Below are 19,239 nucleotides of genomic sequence, written 5' to 3'. Positions count from 1 at the left end.
GTCGATTTTTGGGGCATGGCGTCGTTAGCGTTCGCTTATTTAGCTCGCTAAACTGCGCTCACCCTGCCTCGCCCTGCCCCAAAACTCGGCCCGGCGCGACCGGAAACAAAACGTCAACAGAGCCTGGGCAGGCATCAGGCTAGGTCAGGGCGTCAGTCCCCTGACAGAAATGTCACCGCAGCCCAGGTGCCAATGCCGACCAGGATCATCAGGATGGACAAGGCGATCAGCAGCAGGCCGAAGCGCGGGCTTTCATCGGTATCACTTTGTTGGTAGCGCGAATGGTTGCTCATGGTGGATAAGGTATGCAGAAATAAGCGGGGTTGGGCGAAATGCGATCCGGAATTAAAACGTCAACAGCGCCTAAGACGGATATAAAAGAATTATGAAGCATCGCCCCCTGAATACCAATCGGCACCTGGCTTGTGCCGGCTAGTAGTGGCATCAACCAGAAGTTGTCTTCACGCCGGGGCGGACTGGGCGTGCTGATTTGTGGCTTGCGCCTACAATTGCCTTAACGTGCGATCAGAGAAGAGGGGGTGAGCCATCATCTGCTGTGGATGACATACCCACAAAAACTCGCTGACTGTGCCGAAGTTTGATATTGAGCTTGATATTTCGCGCTCAGGCCGGGCTTTACTGACGGGAATCGGGTACTGCGGGTCTTGGTTACCGTACTGCCGGAAATGAGGCGTCAACAGCGCCTAATATTAAAAATAATACGCCGACTGGGCTTTCATGATCTGGTGCACTGGCCGGTTGCAGGGTAGGGAACCACCGAGATGGGTGCGATGTCCGGGGTGGCAGCGTAGCAAATGGGAGGACAACATGATTCCTTATGGCAGGCAGCATATCGACGAACATGATATTGCCGCCGTGGTTGAGGTATTGCGCTCTGACTGGTTGACCCAGGGCCCCTGCATTGAGCGATTCGAAGCTGCACTGACTGACGTCACAGGCGCCAATCATGCCGTGGCGGTGTCGAATGCCACGGCAGCGCTGCATCTGGCATGTATGGCTCTGGATGTCGGCCCTGGCGATCTGGTCTGGACTTCGCCGAACACCTTTGTCGCCAGTGCCAATTGCGCACGCTACTGTGGGGCAACCGTAGATTTTGTCGATATCGAGGCCGATACCGGCAATATGGATGCCCAGCTGCTGGCCCAAAAACTTGCCGATGCCGCCAGGCATGGGCGCTTACCGAAAGTGGTCATCCCGGTACACTTTGCCGGGCAAAGCTGCGATATGGCGGCGATCGGTGAGCTGGCGAGCGTCTATGGCTTCAAGGTGATTGAGGACGCATCGCACGCCGTCGGCGGACGCTATCGCCAGGATGCGGTGGGTTGTGGCCGGTTTTCAGACATCACCGTCTTCAGTTTTCATCCAGTGAAGATCGTGACTACCGGCGAAGGTGGGGCTGCCTTGTGTAAAGATCCGCAGCTGGCCGCACGAATGCGCCGACTACGCAGCCACGGCATCAGCCGGGATCCGGCACTGATGCAAGGAGAGTACGCGGGTGGTTGGTATTACGAACAGCTGGAGCTGGGCTTCAACTATCGAATGACCGATATGCAGGCTGCGCTTGGGGTATCGCAGCTGGGGCGTCTGGGTCATTTCATCCTGCGTCGGCGCGAGCTGGCGGCGCGGTATCGCGTGCAGCTGTCCGGCCGGGGTCTGTCGCTGCCCGAAGAGCGGGTGGATCGGCAATCGGCCTGGCACCTTTATCCGGTTCGATTGCAGGAAGCCGCACGCCGGCGCCAGGTCTATGACCTGCTACGTACGGCCAATGTCGGGGTCAATGTGCATTACATCCCGGTTCATCTGCAGCCCTATTACCGTCAACTTGGCTTTCGGCCGGGTGACTTTCCTGTCGCGGAGGGCTACTACCAATCTGCAATCAGTTTACCGCTCTTCCCTGGTTTGACCGACAAGGATCAGGATTGGGTGATCGAAGCACTGACGAGTATCCTGCGATGACCGTCGCCGTTATCGTGCAAGCCCGCATGGGCTCGACCCGATTGCCTGGAAAAGTTCTGAAGACGGTGCTGGGCATACCGCTCTTGCAAATCCAGCTGCAAAGGCTGCAACGCATCCACAACGCGGACTGCATCGTGGTGGCGACGACGACTGAGGTGGCTGATGAGCCGATCCTGGCTCTTTGCCAGGCGCTGCAGATTCCCTGCTGGCGTGGCTCGCAGGATGATGTATTGAGCCGCTATGCGGGTGCCGCCCGCAGTGTGCTGGCTGATGTGGTGGTTCGGGTGACTTCGGATTGCCCCTTGATTGACCCGGATATCAGCGCCAGTGTCATCCACCGCTTTGCGCTTGGCGATGCCGATTATGTTTCCAATTCATTAAGCCCCACCTATCCACGCGGCCTGGATACGGAGGTTTTCTCGGCGGCCAGTCTTTATCAAGCTGATCAGCTTGCCCGCTTACCATTTGAACGCGAGCATGTAACCCCTTTTCTCTACCGACACCCTGAACGCTTCCGCCTGGCCGAGGTGCGCTGTGAGCGTGATTTGAGCGAATATCGCTGGACGGTTGATACCCCCGAAGATTTCGAGTTGATTCGCCGCATGCTGGAAGCGCTGGCTCCCGACTGGCGTGATTTCCGCCTGGATGACTGTCTGGCCTTGATGGCACTGCATCCAGACTGGCCCGCGCTCAATGCCCATATCGAGCAGAAAAAGCTGGGCCAGTAGTATTGCTAATCATGAGAGTACTGATCAGAACTGATGCGAGCCGACAGATAGGTAGTGGCCACTTGATGCGCTGCCTGACGTTGGCCAGGGCATTGCATGAGAAGGGTGCCGAGGTTGATTTTGCCTGCAGGGTATTGCAGGGCGCCCCCCTTGAGAAAGTCAGTTTGGCGGGATGCACGCTGCTGAGCCTGCCAGCTCTCGACGGCCCAGACCCACCGCCCGGCCCCCTTGATCCCATGGCAGACCTGGCACAGCTGGAACAGCTGATTGACCGCCGAACCCCGTACGACTTGTTGATTGTTGATCACTATGGGCTGGATGCCCGCTGGGAGCGCGTGGCGCACCAATGGTCGCCACAGCTGCTGGTGCTGGATGATCTGGCGAACCGTCCTCATGACTGCGAATGGTTGTTGGACCAGAATCTCTACGCAGATCCGCAAACTCGTTACCAGGCGTTAGTACCCAAAGCCTGTCATCGCTTGATCGGGCTCGACTATGTGTTATTGCGGCCGGAGTTTGTCCAGCTACGATCAACGGTGACAACAAGACGGCGGGTCGGGCGCGTCCTGGCCAGCTTCGGCGGGACGGATCCTGGTAATGAGAGTAGCAAGATCTTGCAGGCATGGCAGGCCCTGCCAGGCAATTTAAGACTGGATCTGGTCGTCGGTAGTGGTCACGCACATCGAGCCAGCCTGGAAGCGGCGATGTTGGGTGATGATCGGGTTCGTCTGTTTTTTGACACCCCGTTGATGGCAGAGCTTATCTGTGGGGCGGACTTGGCACTGGGGGCGGCAGGTTCGTCGGCCTGGGAACGTTGTTGTCTCGGCTTGCCGTCGTTGACCATTGTTTCTGCGGACAATCAGCGCGAAGTGGCCACTGCCCTTTCCCATGCCGGAGCGGCCATCTGCCTTGGCGTAGCTGATACAGTTTCCGCCGCAGATTGGGCAAAGGCAATCAACCGACTTTGTGCTGAGCCGGATACGGTTTCCGCAATGAGCCGGGCAGCGATGGCGCTGGTTGACGGATCGGGTGTGCAAAGGGTGCTGCAGCAACTATTGGCAAATACTTGAACGCCAAGCTGGAAATGCCGCAGCGAATTGAGGGTGTGAAAAGAAAATGCCGTTCCACTCAAAGAGGGAACGGCATTTGATTCAGGCATCTAATTGAATTAGCCCGCTTCGCGGATCAATCAAATTCACGTGACTTGCTGAATGGGCTATCGGAGCGAGGGGTGCGGCGCGCACCGTCACCCGACTTATGCCCACCGCTCGCTGGACGGCCTTGACCACCTCGTGACCAGGAATCACCACCACGATCATCGCGTCCGAAACCACCGCTACGACGCTCGCCAAAGCCACCACGGTCATTATTGCTATTGGTGCGGCCGGTAAATTCACGATTGCCGAAGCTCTCGCGCGGTTGGCCAAAGCCACCACGAGGACCTGCAGAGGTACGTTCGCGCTGTGGATAGTCAGCACGGTTGCCGAAGTTGTCATCGCGATGATTGCTTCCGCGATTACCTTGGAAGCCGCGATCTCCCTGTGGCCGATCACCAAAGCGTGGGGCGCGTTCTCCGCCACCAAAGCCTCCTGTGCGACGATCATCGTTGTTGCGTGCACCAAAGCCGCCTTCACGCTGGCCAAACCCACCTTCACGTTGCTGGCCGAAACCCCCTTCACGAGGCGCACCGAAACGAGGTTGCTCGCCTCGGCCTTCGAAGCGGGAAGGACGGTCTCCCCAGTTGTTGTCACGACCACGTTGACCACCACCGTAGCCACCAGGCTTGCCACCGCGCCCACCCCCGCCGTTGCGACTACCGCCACGGCCCTTGCCATCAAAGCCACCTGGGCGTGGCTTGAATCGCGCCTCCAGTCCGGAGAACTCTACTGGGTCAATTGAGCGACCGGTGTACTTTTCAATACGGCGCAGCGCGGGAACATCGGCACGGCTAGCGAAGGAAATCGCAATACCTTCGCGACCTGCGCGGCCTGTACGACCAATGCGGTGTACATAGTCTTCAGCAAACTTTGGCAGATCAAAGTTGACGACGTGTGAAATACCAGCAACATCAATACCCCGTGCGGCCACATCCGTTGCAACCAGAACGGTAACTTCGCCACGACGTAGCTGGGTCAGGGTGCGGTTACGTTCCCGCTGCTGCATGTCGCCATGCAATGCGGCTGCCTTGTGCCCGTCTGCATACAGGCGATCAGCCAGGTCTGCAGCATCTTTCTTGGTTGAAATGAAGACGATGGCTTGAGAGAGCGACTCGTCGCCCAAAATATGATCAAGCAAGCGAGACTTGTGCATGACATCGTCGGCATAGTGCAACTTCTCGAGAATTTGCTCGTTGCGGGACTGAGGCTTCGCAATTTCGACGCGGGCTGGATTGTTCAGCAAAGATTGGGCAAGGCGGGCAATGTCGTCTTCCAGCGTGGCCGAGAACAGCGCTGTTTGGCGATCTGCCGGCAGGGCGCGGGCGATTTCAGCAATGTCATCGCGGAATCCGAGATCAAGCATGCGGTCGGCTTCGTCCAGTACCAACACTTCGAGGCGCGAGAAGTCGATACGGCCACGTGCCATCTGATCCATCAGACGGCCAGGGGTTGCAACCAGTACTTCATAAGGTTGCGATAGCAATTTGTTCTGAACTGGGTATGGCAGGCCACCAACAACGCTGACCACTTTGGCGTGGCGAATTTTGTTGCCATAAGTCTCTGCAGCGGTTTTGACTTGCGCTGCCAATTCACGGGTCGGGGTCAGTACCAGAACGCGAGGGCCGCGACCAGGCTTCTCGCTACGTTCGGTCAAACGATTCAGGGATGGCAGCAGAAACGCAGCAGTTTTGCCAGTGCCTGTGGCCGCCGAGGCCAGTAGATCGCGCCCTTCCAACAGCAAAGGAATTGCCTCGCCCTGAATCGGGGTCGGGTTGTTGTAGCCAGCTTGGGTCAGGGCGTCGAGTAATGGTTGGGCAAGGCCCAGATCGGCAAAAGTCTTGGTCACGGAAAGTCCTATCGGATTGTTGGCGATAAAAGCACGCCATACCCGGCCTAAATTAAGAGCGGGCAAATACTAAAAGGAAAGCTGAGATCGGCAGTAGTGCGGATCGGCAGCGCCACATCGACGCTAACCGGAATCGGGGAACAGTTCGCCAATAAAAAAACGGGCTGAGGTTCCACAAGAGCGCAGGCAAAACAGTGCTATAGGAAGCTGCGCAAGAGGTCAGGAATCGATGAAAACCATTTGGATACAACCAAAGGCGAGCGCATTATCCTGAAAAATAAGGAGAAAAGCAAATGAAAGATACAAAGTGTTCACAGACGCGTGCTAGAATCGCGCCCTTTTGATCCAATCAGCAAAGAGTCCCATGACGCGCGCGCTAAGAAATATTGCCATCATTGCCCACGTTGACCACGGTAAAACCACCTTGGTTGACAAGCTTTTGCATCAAGCCGGTACCTTCCGGGAGAACCAACAAATCGCCGAGCGTGTGATGGACTCGAACGATCTTGAAAAAGAGCGGGGCATTACCATCCTGGCGAAAAATACAGCGGTAAATTACGAAGGCACCCATATCAATATCGTTGACACCCCTGGCCATGCGGATTTCGGTGGGGAGGTTGAGCGGGTGTTAGGTATGGTTGACGGCGTGTTGTTGCTGGTTGATGCCGTGGAAGGCCCGATGCCGCAAACACGGTTTGTGACCAAGAAGGCCTTGGCCTTGGGTCTGCGCCCAATTGTTGTCATCAACAAGATTGACCGTCCGGGGGCTCGCCCGGATTGGGTGATCAATCACACTTTCGATTTGTTCGCAAATTTGGGCGCGACGGATGAGCAGCTGGATTTCCCGGTTGTCTATGCTTCCGCACTGAACGGTTATGCAACGCTGGAGGTTGGTGCTGAGTCGGATGATATGCGTCCCTTGTTTGACACCATTCTGCGTCACGTCGAGCCCCCGAAGGGTGACTCGGAGGCGCCGCTGCAGTTCCAGATCTCTGCGCTGGATTACTCCAGCTATACCGGTCGCTTGGGGGTTGGTCGCGTACAGAATGGCCGTATCAAGCCAGGTCAGGTCGTTGCGGTCATGAAAGGTGAAGAACAGATTGGCCAGGGGCGTATCAACCAGGTTCTGGGCTTTCAGGGGCTGGAGCGTGTGCCGGTCGAAGAGGCTGAGGCGGGTGACATCATTATTGTTTCCGGTATCGAAGAGGTTGGCATCGGCGTGACGATTGCTGATCGTGATAACCCGGTTGGTTTGCCGTTGCCGAAGGTGGATGAGCCTACCCTGACGATGGACTTCATGGTCAACTCCTCTCCGTTGGCGGGTACGGAAGGCAAGTTTGTGACCAGCCGGCAAGTGCGTGATCGTCTGACTAAAGAGCTGATGACTAACGTCGCTTTGCGCGTCGAAGATACTGAAGACACTGACGTATTCCGCGTATCTGGCCGTGGTGAATTACACCTGACCATTCTGCTTGAAAGCATGCGTCGCGAAGGCTATGAGCTTGCAGTGGGCAAGCCACGTGTGGTTTTCAAGGAGATTGATGGTGTCAAATGTGAGCCCTATGAAAACCTGACGGTGGATCTGGAAGATGACAACCAGGGGGCGGTCATGGAAGAACTCGGCCGTCGTCGTGGCGAACTGCAGAACATGGAGTCTGATGGTAATGGCCGGACTCGCCTGGAATATCGGATCCCTGCCCGTGGTCTGATTGGGTTCCAAGGGGAGTTCCTGACGCTGACACGTGGTACAGGCTTGATGGCCCATATTTTTGACGAATTTGGCCCCATCAAAGCCGACATTCCTGGTCGTCGCAATGGTGTTCTGATTTCGCAGGAAAATGGCGAGGCAGTCGCCTATGCGTTGTGGAATCTGGAAGATCGTGGCCGTATGTTTGTCAGCCCTGGCGACAAGTTGTATGAAGGCATGATCATTGGTATCCACAGCCGTGAGAATGACCTGGTCGTCAATCCGATCAAGGGTAAGCAGCTGACGAACATCCGGGCTTCTGGTAAGGATGAGGCTGTCAAGCTGACCTCGCCGATCAAGTTGACACTTGAGTATGCGGTCGAGTTTATCGACGATGACGAGCTCGTTGAAATCACTCCTCAGACCATTCGCTTGCGCAAGCGCTTCCTGAGTGAGCACGAACGCCGTCGTGCATCACGCGCTGCTGCCGAGTAAGCCGGAAAGTCCGTAACACACGAGGGGGCATGCAGCCCCCTTTTTTTTGGCTTTCCTGTCGGCTATTTATCGCGTCGTTCGTACCAATGCGGCTTGTCCGGACTGGGTGACACATGCTTGAGTTGAGCAGGTGTCAGCGTTTGCGAAGCGTTCTGCAGAATTTTCTCGATCTGCTGCACGATTTTCTTAAGCTCATCCCGTTTGTAATGCTGGATTGCAGGGGTGTGCAAATGACCCATTGGAATGTTGCTGCCTAGCTGCTGCCTGAGCAGAAGGCTGCGATAGGAAATTTCGTTGGATAAATACCCCCCGCCTGAACCTTCCACGGCCGTCTGGCCTTTTAGCTCATCCAGGTTACTTGGGCTTTGTTCTCCTTGTAGCGTCAAGACCTTGCGGTTGTCTCTAACCAGATAGGGCGTTTGTACTGTCAGCATGGGCATGACAGGTAAGGAGAATTCGACAAATTCCGGGCCTTCAAGCTCATGGTCGCCAGCGCGGGGGGGAAGTGGCCGCTGCAGACTGGTACCAAGCGTGATGTTCAGATTATCTGGCGCCTTGGCGCTACGTCTGCGCCCAGGGAAATGCTCAAGATCGAACCCCTCACGACCCATGCTGAGGGTAACTACCATATCCACTTCTGGTGCTTGCAAATACGGGGCAAGGAAGCGCTCTACGATCCCGGAGTCGAAATCTGCGAAGCGCACAGGGAAGATGACAGCTTCAATCTGAGCCCGCTGCTTGCCTAGCTCGACAACCATGCCATCAAGCATCTGGGCAGCAACGCCGGATGGATTGGCTTGATCAATACGCCGGTCAAGCAGGAAAGGGTCAAAACCTGTAATCAGAATGCGCTTGTAGCCGGGTTGAAAGCGAATGTCGTCCATTCCTCGGCTTGACCATTCGAATCGGTCAATCAGCGATTGGCGAAATGTGGTATCTGCCTCGAAACGCAATGGCAAATCACGCATCAGCGCGGTGGCATTCAGGCGGGACCAGTAAAGCGAACGATCCTCATACTCCTCGGTTCGCTGGTTGTGCTGAGTTGACTGTTGCCAGAGGCGCCGACCGTGCTCTGTGCTGATTTGTATGGCTTGGGAGGGGGAGGTTGCGCGTATCAAGGCTTCACGCAAAGCCGAGACCTCAGCGTCATGGCGATTCATGATGCGGGCCGGGATATTCTTCATGGCCTGCTCAAGCCTGGATTCCTCCACAGTAACTTGGGCGTGGGTTGTTATGGAAAAGGTGAGGGCAAGCGCGAGGGCAAGTTGTTTCATGTACTGGCAATCGTCAGTTTTAATGCCGCTATGGTACTAGACAGCAAGCATGTGGCCCACCAGGGGAAAGGGGGCTGGAACCGGATCTGTTAGAGTAATTAACCAATTCAGCATTAAAAATCATAAACATATAGCGCATTAATCTTTTAAGTTTTGCTAATGGATAACACCGGATGGTCAGTAAGCGCAGAGTTCGTTTCTAGCCATATGACTGGGCATGCCATCTTTTGGCTGGGCTTCAATCGCATTCGGGCGACGTGGAGTGGCTCGGAAGAGCTTGCATTGTTAAATAACTCTAAAATGACGATGAAATAAAAATCATTGCCATGTTATGCGAAATGTATAAAATTGCCGCAATCAAACGGTAACGAGGCGTAAGCCCATTTCGAGGGAGTTTAGAACGATGCAACGCACTTTGATCGCAGCCTTGCTGGCAGGGCTCTTTACCACCGCACACGCTGGGCCGACACCCAAGAAAGTCTGGATTACCGTGGGTGACCAGGCATTCGGACAGCTGCAAAAGCTGGTTCCTAGCGTCGTAGCGGCCGATTCCAGCCATGTGCCGAACGGCATGATGATGGCTGACGGTGTGAGTTCACAAGATCAGGTGCATGTTGTGGAAGTGGACGAATCGGTGTTGCATGGGCTGTCTGATTCGATTCACGACGAGCTCCATCGTTGCGGTGGCTTTGTGGCACATACCTCTCGCCAGGAAGCGGTACGTGCTCTGCAACCGGCCAATCCGGCTAACTTTACTCGTCCAACTTATGCAATCGACAATCAGTCCATCGTCAAGCCTTTGCTGCCGCAAATGCAGGAGTCAAAGATCGGCAGCACGATTGTAGATTTGTCCAAATTCACTAATCGCTACTACACCACCCAGGCAGGTGTAGCGGCATCTGATTGGTTGAGCAAACAGTGGCAATCACTGGCGAGTGGCCGTTCTGATGTAACCGTGGAGCAGATTGCCCATGCCGGCTGGCCGCAGAAGTCTGTCATGCTGACCATCAAGGGTCAGAGCAAACCTGAGGAGATCGTGGTGGTTGGCGGGCACCTGGACTCGATTCATGGCGGCACTCAGATGACGGAAACCACACTGGCTCCTGGTGCGGATGACGATGCGTCGGGCATTGCCTCAATGACCGAGGCGATTCGAGTGATGTTGGCCAATGGCTACAAGCCGAATCGCACCATCAAGTTCATTGGCTACTCCGCCGAAGAGGTTGGTTTACGCGGTTCCAAGGATATCGCGCAGCGCTTCAAGAGCCAGAATGCCAATGTTGTGGGTGTCATCCAGCTCGACATGACGAACTACAAGGGGTCGGACAAGGATATTTATATCTACACTGACTACACCGACAATGCACAGAATGAGTTTGTGGCCAATCTGATCAAGACTTATCTGCCAGAGCTCAGCATTGGTTACGACCGTTGTGGTTACGGCTGTTCTGACCATGCTTCGTGGAATGCGCAGGGATACCCGACCTCCATGCCTTTCGAGGCGAGCTTCAACAGCATGAACAAGAAAATCCATACTGCGCAGGATACCTTTGCGAGCATGGGTAATCAGGCACAGCATGCCTTGAAGTTCTCGAAGCTGGCGCTGTCGTTTGCTGTCGAGCTGGGGAGTGATGGCGCTGTCCCGCCACAGCCTGGGGGTGACAAGTCGGAGAAGTTCGAGGGTTCGTTGTCGCAGGACCAGAACAAGCAGTTTGGTCCGTTCAAACTGGCCGCCGGTGCCCGCTTGGTTGCTGAATTGAATGGGGTTGGAGATGCTGATTTGTATTTGCGCCAAGGTGCAGCGCCAAGTCGTCAGGACTGGGATTGCCGCCCTTATCGTGGCGACGCGGTGGAAACGTGTTCGCTGACTGCGACTTCAGCAACCGATGTCTATCTGATGGTTGACGCGTATCGAGACAATACCTACTCGCTGAAAGTGAGCTACCCCAACGGCTTGCGCGCTCGCTGATTGCAGGAATACGCCCCCACGGGTAGGGGGCCTGCATAGTGTTGGCTTGCTACGGAAACACGGCACCCTGAGTGGTGCCGTGTTGCGTTTGCTGGTCATATTCCTGATCCGCCTGGGCATGTCGGCTGATTACGGCCTCGGAAGTGCCATCTACCAGACTCTGCAGCTGCTCACAATTATCGGCCGCTGGGAAATTGCTCAAAATCTCATGCAGCTCGGCCGCTGCTTTGTTGCCGAATTCGGCGTGACCGGCCTCATGTTGCCGCAGAGCCTCACTAAAGCGGGCCCAACGACGTTTGATACTCTCATCTGCCGCTTCGGCATCGAGCCATTTTGGAAGCAAGGTCTTCACGCGCAGGGTAATGTCGATCTGGTCAACCAAACACTTTCCTGCTTGTTGCTTGAAGCTGACAAAACCATCCAATTGCCAATGAGTTGAGCCACGAAAACGCTGACGGTTGATCAAGACCGGGCTGCTTCGGTCCATGTTCTCGACAGCCTCTGCCAGGTTGCGGGCACGAAAGCTGTAGTGCTCCAGCTGGTAGATCCTGCGAATTCCGTCTGCGTCGGCGGTATTGCCAGACACTGTCTGTAGCAGGCTTAACCCGCTCACGCAGGCTAACGCAAAGATGTAATGATGGCTTGCCATGACTTACCCCGCATTACTCGATACCTGCGTGTCTTGATGCCGATGCTGCAGACCTCACAGCTGGCATCGTTCATCTGTGCGTGAAAGCCAGTTCGTTGATTCACCGAAGAATTTGGCGAGCGATGATATTCCAGCCGCTACACAATCGTCAGTCCGAAGGCTTCATGTCAGCATAGATGGTCGGTGGCAGAGTGTGCAGGAGGTTGTGCCTGCAGTCGTGAGAGAACTTGAAAACTTGAACGATGGGGTCTCGTCTGCAGGCTTGCTGTGCAAGAGACTGCTCAGTGTCGATGACAAGTGCCACACATAACGCTATTGTGCCGCCACCGATTTAAACGGAGACGACCATGAATGTTCCTGAAGCGCTGCTCGCATTGGTACCACGCCTGGCTGATGCTGCCAGGGCAGCCATCCTGCCGCACTATCGAAGCCAGTTGCTGGTTGATGACAAGCTGGATGCCAGCCCGGTAACCATCGCAGACCGGGGCGCCGAGAAGGCGATGCGAGAAATCCTTGAGGCGGAAAGACCTGAGGACGGCATCATTGGCGAGGAATTCGGACGAGTCCGTGAAGAAGCCGACTGGGTATGGGTGCTCGATCCGGTTGATGGCACCAAGAGCTTCGTTACCGGTCGCCCCACATTTGTGACGCTGATCGGCTTGCTGTATCAGGGGCGGCCCGTTATGGGGGTGATTGACCAGCCGGTTCTGGACGAGCGGTGGATCGGCGTCAAAGGCAAGGCGACGACCTTGAATGGCCAGTCGGTGCGCTGTGCGCCTACGTTGGGTCTGGCCAGAGCCCGTCTGGGTAGCACTGGGCCTCAGTATTTTACCGAAGAGGGCAGGCCTCGCTTTGATGCCTTGTTGACGCAGTGCCATTTTGGCCTGTGGGGGGGCGATGGGTACCTGTATGCCCAGCTGGCGACAGGAGGGCTGGATATGGTGATTGAAGAGGGCTTGAAGCTGCATGACTTTGCTGCGCTGGCGCCAGTCGTCGAGGGGGCTGGCGGACGTATGACCGACTGGGATGGCGCTCCTTTGACGATTCACAGTGAGGGCCGGGTGCTGGCGGCGGCGACAGCCAGCCTGCATGAGCAGGCACTGGGGGTATTGAAGTATGGTCGTTAGACACCTAGGGTAGTTTGTACGATCTGAACGCCTTCTTATGGGCGCACATGAAAGCAAAAGGGCTGACCGGAGTCAGCCCTTTTGTTTGGCCACTGTCTGGCTTGGCAAGGCTACTGATCGGCTTCAGGCGGGTCGTTCGTTCTGGGCAAAACGATAGGCATCGCGAATGTTGCTGATCCACAGGATCAACAGCAGCGGAATGACGACCCAGGCCATGGTACGGGTGACGGCATCCACGTCATTGTGGCTGCTGATCAGGGTGATGATGGGGCGGATACTCCCCAACAACAAGCCGCCACACAGCAGCATGAAACCCAATGCAACCCCCAGGCGCTCTTGAAAGTACTGGCCCAGGCCCGGCACCAGCATCGAGAGCAATGCACTGCGAACTGCCGGTGGGCTGTTTCCCCGCAGCTTGTCTGGCAAGGGGATGTCGGTTGCGGCTTTGGTGTCGATCCCCATGCGAGATTGACGCAAGCGCGTCATCGCGTAGTTGTGCAGGGCGCGTTGCAGATCGTAGGCTGCAGCAGGGTCGTAGAACTCGATGGCCTTGTATTCGCCTGCAGCCTTCAGAATGATGCAGCGCAAAGGAAAGCTTGGTAGCCAGGCTTGCCACCAAGGGGGAGCCTGCGGCTTCAGGATCGTGGCGCCGGCCACTGTCTCCAGTGCCAGAATCTTGACGCCGCGCGGCTGCATGCTGCTTGGCCACAGCATCAGCCGGCGATTGGTGACCACCAGCAGTGCTGGCATCGACCAGCGGCTGGCCGAGTAGACCGCGTAGCCTTCGATCCTTTCCCCGGTGTGTAATAGCGCAGCAATGCGGGCATGGTAGGTGCATAGCTGGCGATAGGCGACCATTTTCCACAGCGGCGACCATTCGCCACGGCGCCAGCGTTGCCAGTAATCACTCCGCAACGGCAAGGCCACCAGCAGGGCCGTGAATCCCATCAGCAGCGTGGTAGCCTGTGCGGTCAGCAAGTGAATGTCGTTATCGGGGAAAAATGTTGGCAACAGAGGGGCCGCGATGAGCGGGGGCGCCAGCAACAAGGGGTAGCCAAGAAAACGGAAAGCGTGCGCAAGCGGCAAGCCCGGTCCACCAAGCTTGGGCAACGGCAGGCTGACGCCATTGAAATCCCTTGGGCTGGCCGCCAGGCGCTGCAGGAGCAGGCTTCCAAACCAGGCTGCCACAATCAAGCTGGCTAGCCCTACACCGGCCCTCATCAGGCTGTCTAAAACCAGATAGCGTGCCTTGGCATCGGCGAGCGCTGCATTGATGCGCTCATCACCAAAATGCCCCTGAGGCTGACCAAAGCGTGTGTAGCGGCGTATTTCAAAATTACCGTGGTCGGTGATCAGCATGTCGTCGTCACGGCTGACTATGGCCTTGGGGATGGCACCTTGCGGGAGAGGGAGTTCGTTACGGGCGATTCCGTCCAGACCAATATTGACCACCCGACCCAGCCCTTGATCATTATTCAGACCCACCCAGAAGCCGTTGTCACGATCAAAGCCCACGGCATGGGGCCACAGGTAGCGACGGTCTCGGGCCTCGATTTCCTGCATGGGCTTGAGGTCTGCGTCAATCTGGACCAGCCGATGGTTGCTGGTATCGACCAGCCAGGGAAAACCCTCTCCATTAATCACCAGTTGGCCGGGGTGGCGGTAGAGCAAGCCATCCTCGCCGCCGGGAGACTGACCACGCGCGGCACCATCGCGTCCAAATGCCAGCAGGCGATGCCTGTCGGTATCGCTGATGACGATTCGATCGAGTCGCGGATCGTAAACGGCGTAAGCGTTTTGGCCCAGTGGGTGACCATAGTGCGCGGCGGGATCAATCCGGGTGAGGTGACGGCCTTCCGCTGACAGGATATGCAGCGTGCCGGCTGCTTCATCATTCAGGATGATTTCGCCATCTGGTAGCGGTGCCAGCGAGCCAATGTGACCAACGAGCTTGAGATCGCGCTGGCTGTGCAGTTGCCGCAGTACCTTGCCATCCTTGTCAAACTTCCAGATGGAATCTGCCATGACCAGCCATAGCGAACGATCGCTGGCCTCTACCATATGCGCCGGGCCGCCGACGGCCTGCCTGGCTTGCCAGCTCCAGACGGCCAGCACAACGCAGGCTAGTAGCGATAGACCAAAGATCAGGCTAATCCAGCGTGGTGCGGCGACGGCATTTGAGGGGGGGGTCTCCGTAGGGGTTTTCACCTTTGCATCCTGCTCCGAAAAACGCTTCGGCCTTGGCGATCTCTTTTCTCCCCTCTGCTAGGAGCGGGGTGGATTGCTTGCAAGGCTTATAAAGCGGGTGTTTGGTTCTCTGGTTGTGGTGTGGTTTTTACCGCCTGATCTGGGTCTGGCTGGTTGTTGACGGGATTCAGGGTGATGCGTTTGACGATGCCCAGCTCTCCCGCCCAGAACTGTGCTTCGCTGATGCTTCGTTGTGATCGGGCTAGTGCCAGATCAGTAATGGGTTGTCGCTGTCCTTCATCGGCCAAGGCAAACGTGCCGTAATGAATGCCCATGCTGGCAGGGCTTTTAAGGTCGATATGGGCTTTGACCGCATCATCTGGCGACATATGATTATCAATCATCATGTAACGCGGCAGATAGGCGCCGATGGGGAGTAATGAGAAGGATGGGGCACCCAGACGTTCATGAATCGCCTTGAAATGGGGTCCATAGCCGGTGTCTCCGGCGAAATAAATATATTTGCTCTGGTAGGACATGGCATAGCCAAGCCAGAGCATGCGATTGCGATCAAACCCTGAGCGGATCGACCAGTGCTGGGCCGGCACGCCGATGATCTCCAGGCCATTGCCGGCGTCAAATTTTTCCCACCAGTCCAGCTCAACCACTTCCGACAGGCCGTGGCTGCGCAGCCACTCACCGCTTCCCTTGCCGACCAGTATCCGGGGCTTGAACCGCTCGTCCAGCCGCTTCAAGGTGGCCAGATCAAGATGGTCGTAGTGATTGTGGCTGATCACCACAAGGTCGATATTCGGCAGTGACTCAAACGGAATGGCGGGAGGATGATAGCGCTTGGGGCCCATGAATGAGACCGGGCTCACCCGCTCGGAATAAACCGGGTCTGTCAGGATGTTGCGGCCGGCGAGCTGCACCAGCGTCGTGGCATGGTTGATAAACGTCACGTCCGCAACCAGGCCCTCAACTTTGGCTTGCAGCTTGGGGATGGCGACAGCGGGCAGTTGCTGCCAGTCTGGGTTGGGCTGGCGGGTCAAGTTCCATTTGACTGCATCCAGCAGCGTTTTCTGGCGGGTGGGAGGGGTGTTATGAAAGCGCGTACCGTCGAAGTGATCAGACGGTGCGTCAGCCGCCAAGGCTACCGCAAGAAGCAAAGGTGTCAGACAGAAAGACAAGGGTTTTCCCGTATAGGTTTTGACTGGTGCTCAACTCTACCGCTTCTTGGTAGTTTTTCACAATCTTGCCGTCAAACCATTGATTTGACATAGATGTTTACAGTTGCCCCTGACATCAACACAGTTGCTACACGATTCGGGCCTAGATTCACTTCCACGCAAACGACAGCGGCATACTCACCAAACCGGATGCCAGTCGAGCGAGAAGAGAATCACACCTAATCCATAGCTCAGGAGATTGACCATGAAGACTCGTTTCATCCTTACCCCGCTTGCCCTGTCTGCGATGTTGCTCGCTGGCCAATCCATGGCTGCAGCCATCGACTTTGAACAAGCTTGCCCTGGTGGGGGGAGCCGTACTGTTAAAGGAAGCTACGACTCTGCAACAGGGGCACTCGACGTTGTCACTACGCTAAAAGATTGTGCAGGCCCGGCAGATGCTTCGAAACGACCGAACGAAGGCCAAGGCAAAGGTGGCAATGGCGGGAATAACGGGCAAGGCCCCGGCAACGGCCAGGGCCCAGGCAATGGCCAAGGACCGGGTAATGGCCAAGGTCCAGGCAATGGCCAAGGGCCGGGTAATGGTCAGGGACCAGGCAATGGCGGTGGCAATGTTCCGGGAACCGGTACTGGCCAGGGGAACGGGAACGGAAATGGCAACGGTCAGGGCCAGACCAATGGTCAAGGTCAGCCAATGGCTGATGGTAAAGCGGTACACAATGGCTCGGTTAGCCTGAAAGGGATCTTCAAGGCAACCGACAAGAAATTCACAATTGATCTGGCAGAAAACGTCGATACAACCTTGACGTTCGAGGATGGCAACAAAATGATGCGCAAGTGCTCAATCACCCGCACGGGCGATTACGACTCATCGACCGATCTGTTCACCGGCAAGGTTGTACGTAGCCAGTGCAGCCTGGAAGGTACCTATCGCGATCACTATGGCTGGCTGGAGCACTTGCTGCGCAACTCGACGTCAACTGAGGGCATGTAACGCAGGCTGTTGACGGAAACCATGCTCGCAGACCCAAGCACCCCGGTTCGAACCGGGGTGTTTGTTTTGGTGTCGGTCATTGTACTGAACAAGCTGCGCCCAATTGTCGCAGCTGGCCGTTGAACGCAATTGATCAAGCTCGTCTTTGATGCCGCTCAAGTTCTTTGATGCCCAGCAGCGTTATGCTTGCAGACTTTCAATGAAACCGAGCGAGAGATGGCAATATCCCTGTTTAACAATGGTCAGCACGCCTGTTTGCTGTTCAATGATCTGGTGGACGATAACGACGACCACGCCGTACAGGCGAACCAGTTTCTTATTGTCAACGGTGGTGAAGGTGCCTTGATCGACCCGGCAGGCAACATGACCTACAACGCGCTGGTCATGGCCATGCAGCAATATTTTCCCGCCCGCCAGTTGCGCTACATTCTGGCTTCCCATGCCGACCCCGACATAGTGGCTTCGCTGAATAAGTGGATGATCACTACCGAGTGCAAACTGGTTGTGTCCAAACTGTGGTCCCGTTTCGTGCCGCACTTCTGCACGGCCGGCAATACTGCGGGCCGGATCATCTCGGTGCCCGATTCCGGCATGAACATCCGCTTGGGCAATGCCACGATCAAGGCGGTCCCGGCCCACTTCTTGCACGCCGAGGGCAACTTCCATTTCTTCGATCCCTTGGCACGATTACTATTCAGTGGCGATGTCGGTGCCTCAATGGTGGAACATGATGCGGTGACGGAGCCGGTTTCCGGGGTTTCCGAGTTTTTGTCCCATCTGAAGACCATGGAAGGGTTTCATCGGCGCTATATGGTGGGAAACAAAGCATGCCGGCTGTGGGTGCAGATGATCCGCCCACTGGTACGTAGTCGCCAGATCCAGTGCATCGTGCCCCAGCATGGCCGCATGTTGGCTGGGCAGGAAACACTGGAAGCTTTTCTTGACTGGTTTGAAGAGCTGCGCTGTGGTCTGGACTGGTTTGAGCAATCCCATTACGCCATACCGGAGTGACTGCCAGGGCCGCTGAAGCGGCTGCGTACATATCGATCAGGATTCGCCTATAAATGCAAAGGGTATGACTGACTGAGATAAATCCCTTGCACTGAAAGAGGAAAATCATGAATCGAGGCGCATTAATCGGGCTGGCCATGTTGGTGGCGTTACCTGCAGCGGCAGAATCAATGACGGTTAATCTGGCCAATGGTGAGTGGCCGCCTTATCTGGGAGAGAAATTACCGAACTTCGGCAGCGCCTCACGCATTGTGAGCGAGGCATTCAAAGCACAGGACGTTAAAGTCGAATATAAATTCTACCCTTGGAAGCGGGCTTTTGAAGTCGCAAAAAATGGCGAGCTGGATGGTACTTTGGTGTGGACCAAAAATGCTGAACGTGAGGCGGATTTTCTTATTAGCGAGCCTATTTACAATAGCAAGGTAGTCTTGCTGTATTTAAAAGACAAGCCACTGAAATGGAATAAGCTTTCCGATTTGTCGACCAATAAGTTCGGAGGCACTATTGGCTATAATTATGGCAAAGAATGGGAAGAGCTGGAGAAAGCCAAGAAACTCTCGGTTGATCGTATTCCTTCGGATGAGCAGAACATAGCCAAAGTTGTCGGTGGACGTATTGATGGCTTTCCGGTGGAGCTGGATGTTGGGGTGTATATGACCCAATTGCATCATGGCAAGGAGGGCTTGGATAAAGTGACTTATTCAAGCAAGACCTTGCATGAAGAGCCGATGTACTTATTGATCTCCAAAAAGTCAGCTAAAGCCGCAGAGATTATCAAGCGATTTAATGCCGGACTGGCCAAATTGAAATCTTCAGGTAAGGTTGAGCAATTCTTGAGCGAAGGGCGTGTTGCAAAATAATTCAGCAGCTTCGGCGATTGGATTTGAAGGTATCTTTCAATTTAAGATAGTGTGATTCAACAATTTGTCAATAAAAAACCCGGCCAAT

The 19,239-nt window shown here is 55.7% G+C and carries 15 protein-coding genes; 9 read left to right on the top strand and 6 right to left on the bottom strand.

Annotated features, from left to right (window positions below):
- Positions 1-152: 152 nt before the first annotated feature.
- Positions 153-293 (bottom strand): hypothetical protein, encoded by a 141-nt coding sequence (locus tag PZA18_RS17595; protein WP_284102186.1) that lies wholly within the window; start codon positions 291-293, stop codon positions 153-155.
- Between the two features lie 535 nt (positions 294-828).
- On the opposite strand from PZA18_RS17595, the gene pseC reads away from it, so the two are divergent.
- From pseC to pseG, 3 genes are read left to right on the top strand one after another with little or no spacing between them, the layout of a single operon-like run.
- Complete coding sequence (gene pseC / locus PZA18_RS17590; RefSeq protein WP_284102185.1) at positions 829-1,977, top strand: UDP-4-amino-4,6-dideoxy-N-acetyl-beta-L-altrosamine transaminase; 1,149 nt, start codon at positions 829-831, stop codon at positions 1,975-1,977.
- Positions 1,974-2,705 carry a glycosyltransferase family protein gene (locus tag PZA18_RS17585; RefSeq protein ID WP_284102184.1) on the top strand — a complete coding sequence of 244 codons (732 nt, stop codon included), beginning with the start codon at positions 1,974-1,976 and terminating at the stop codon, positions 2,703-2,705. Before pseC ends, PZA18_RS17585 begins: the two co-directional genes overlap by 4 nt.
- An 11-nt stretch (positions 2,706-2,716) precedes the next feature.
- The gene (gene pseG / locus PZA18_RS17580) at positions 2,717-3,775 is read left to right on the top strand and encodes a UDP-2,4-diacetamido-2,4,6-trideoxy-beta-L-altropyranose hydrolase (RefSeq protein WP_284102183.1); all 1,059 of its coding nucleotides are present in this window, start codon (positions 2,717-2,719) and stop codon (positions 3,773-3,775) included.
- A gap of 115 nt (positions 3,776-3,890) precedes the next feature.
- Here pseG and PZA18_RS17575 read toward each other — a convergent pair whose 3' ends face one another.
- Positions 3,891-5,708, bottom strand: a complete 1,818-nt coding sequence (locus tag PZA18_RS17575; protein WP_284102182.1) for a DEAD/DEAH box helicase — start codon at positions 5,706-5,708, stop codon at positions 3,891-3,893.
- Positions 5,709-6,072: 364 nt separating this feature from the next.
- Between PZA18_RS17575 and typA the strand changes: the two genes are divergently transcribed.
- Positions 6,073-7,890 carry a translational GTPase TypA gene (gene typA, locus PZA18_RS17570; protein ID WP_284102181.1) on the top strand — a complete coding sequence of 606 codons (1,818 nt, stop codon included), beginning with the start codon at positions 6,073-6,075 and terminating at the stop codon, positions 7,888-7,890.
- Positions 7,891-7,952: 62 nt separating this feature from the next.
- Here the strand turns inward: typA and PZA18_RS17565 are convergent, their stop codons facing one another.
- Positions 7,953-9,164: a hypothetical protein gene (locus tag PZA18_RS17565; protein WP_284102179.1), complete on the bottom strand. Its 1,212-nt coding sequence runs from the start codon at positions 9,162-9,164 to the stop codon at positions 7,953-7,955.
- Positions 9,165-9,567: 403 nt separating this feature from the next.
- On the opposite strand from PZA18_RS17565, the gene PZA18_RS17560 reads away from it, so the two are divergent.
- A complete protein-coding gene (locus PZA18_RS17560) occupies positions 9,568-11,133 on the top strand; it encodes a M28 family metallopeptidase (protein WP_284102178.1) in 1,566 nt (521 codons plus the stop codon).
- 49 nt (positions 11,134-11,182) lie between these two features.
- Here the strand turns inward: PZA18_RS17560 and PZA18_RS17555 are convergent, their stop codons facing one another.
- Positions 11,183-11,782, bottom strand: a complete 600-nt coding sequence (locus PZA18_RS17555; RefSeq protein ID WP_284102177.1) for a DUF922 domain-containing protein — start codon at positions 11,780-11,782, stop codon at positions 11,183-11,185.
- 347 nt (positions 11,783-12,129) lie between these two features.
- On the opposite strand from PZA18_RS17555, the gene PZA18_RS17550 reads away from it, so the two are divergent.
- Positions 12,130-12,909, top strand: coding sequence for an inositol monophosphatase family protein (locus PZA18_RS17550; protein WP_284102176.1), 780 nt, complete (start codon positions 12,130-12,132; stop codon positions 12,907-12,909).
- A gap of 123 nt (positions 12,910-13,032) precedes the next feature.
- Here PZA18_RS17550 and PZA18_RS17545 read toward each other — a convergent pair whose 3' ends face one another.
- The gene (locus PZA18_RS17545) at positions 13,033-15,117 is read right to left on the bottom strand and encodes an NHL repeat-containing protein (protein WP_284102175.1); all 2,085 of its coding nucleotides are present in this window, start codon (positions 15,115-15,117) and stop codon (positions 13,033-13,035) included.
- A gap of 86 nt (positions 15,118-15,203) precedes the next feature.
- On the bottom strand, positions 15,204-16,286 hold the full coding sequence (locus PZA18_RS17540) for an MBL fold metallo-hydrolase (protein ID WP_284102174.1): 1,083 nt from the start codon (positions 16,284-16,286) through the stop codon (positions 15,204-15,206).
- A 244-nt stretch (positions 16,287-16,530) separates the two neighbouring features.
- Here PZA18_RS17540 and PZA18_RS17535 point away from each other — a divergent pair, with 244 nt between their 5' ends.
- The 3 genes from PZA18_RS17535 (at position 16,531) to PZA18_RS17525 (ending at position 19,151) form a co-directional block, all read left to right on the top strand.
- Positions 16,531-17,280, top strand: coding sequence for a hypothetical protein (locus PZA18_RS17535; RefSeq protein ID WP_284102173.1), 750 nt, complete (start codon positions 16,531-16,533; stop codon positions 17,278-17,280).
- A 216-nt stretch (positions 17,281-17,496) separates the two neighbouring features.
- Positions 17,497-18,291, top strand: a complete 795-nt coding sequence (locus PZA18_RS17530; RefSeq protein WP_284102172.1) for an oxygen-binding di-iron domain-containing protein — start codon at positions 17,497-17,499, stop codon at positions 18,289-18,291.
- A gap of 107 nt (positions 18,292-18,398) precedes the next feature.
- Positions 18,399-19,151, top strand: coding sequence for a substrate-binding periplasmic protein (locus PZA18_RS17525; protein WP_284102171.1), 753 nt, complete (start codon positions 18,399-18,401; stop codon positions 19,149-19,151).
- Positions 19,152-19,239: the final 88 nt, after the last annotated feature.

The sequence above is a fragment of the Parachitinimonas caeni genome, from assembly GCF_030129945.1.
In the GTDB taxonomy this organism is placed as follows: domain Bacteria; phylum Pseudomonadota; class Gammaproteobacteria; order Burkholderiales; family Chitinimonadaceae; genus Parachitinimonas; species Parachitinimonas caeni.
This window is presented reverse-complemented; position numbering and strand designations above follow the sequence as displayed.

What these genes read in the sequence shown, in the direction of transcription:
- PZA18_RS17595 (WP_284102186.1), bottom strand. Translation starts at nt 293, where the DNA reads ATGAGCAACCATTCGCGCTACCAACAAAGTGATACCGATGAAAGCCCG.
- pseC (WP_284102185.1), top strand. Translation starts at nt 829, where the DNA reads ATGATTCCTTATGGCAGGCAGCATATCGACGAACATGATATTGCCGCC.
- PZA18_RS17585 (WP_284102184.1), top strand. Translation starts at nt 1,974, where the DNA reads ATGACCGTCGCCGTTATCGTGCAAGCCCGCATGGGCTCGACCCGATTG.
- pseG (WP_284102183.1), top strand. Translation starts at nt 2,717, where the DNA reads ATGAGAGTACTGATCAGAACTGATGCGAGCCGACAGATAGGTAGTGGC.
- typA (WP_284102181.1), top strand. Translation starts at nt 6,073, where the DNA reads ATGACGCGCGCGCTAAGAAATATTGCCATCATTGCCCACGTTGACCAC.
- PZA18_RS17565 (WP_284102179.1), bottom strand. Translation starts at nt 9,164, where the DNA reads ATGAAACAACTTGCCCTCGCGCTTGCCCTCACCTTTTCCATAACAACC.
- PZA18_RS17560 (WP_284102178.1), top strand. Translation starts at nt 9,568, where the DNA reads ATGCAACGCACTTTGATCGCAGCCTTGCTGGCAGGGCTCTTTACCACC.
- PZA18_RS17555 (WP_284102177.1), bottom strand. Translation starts at nt 11,782, where the DNA reads ATGGCAAGCCATCATTACATCTTTGCGTTAGCCTGCGTGAGCGGGTTA.
- PZA18_RS17550 (WP_284102176.1), top strand. Translation starts at nt 12,130, where the DNA reads ATGAATGTTCCTGAAGCGCTGCTCGCATTGGTACCACGCCTGGCTGAT.
- PZA18_RS17535 (WP_284102173.1), top strand. Translation starts at nt 16,531, where the DNA reads ATGAAGACTCGTTTCATCCTTACCCCGCTTGCCCTGTCTGCGATGTTG.
- PZA18_RS17530 (WP_284102172.1), top strand. Translation starts at nt 17,497, where the DNA reads ATGGCAATATCCCTGTTTAACAATGGTCAGCACGCCTGTTTGCTGTTC.
- PZA18_RS17525 (WP_284102171.1), top strand. Translation starts at nt 18,399, where the DNA reads ATGAATCGAGGCGCATTAATCGGGCTGGCCATGTTGGTGGCGTTACCT.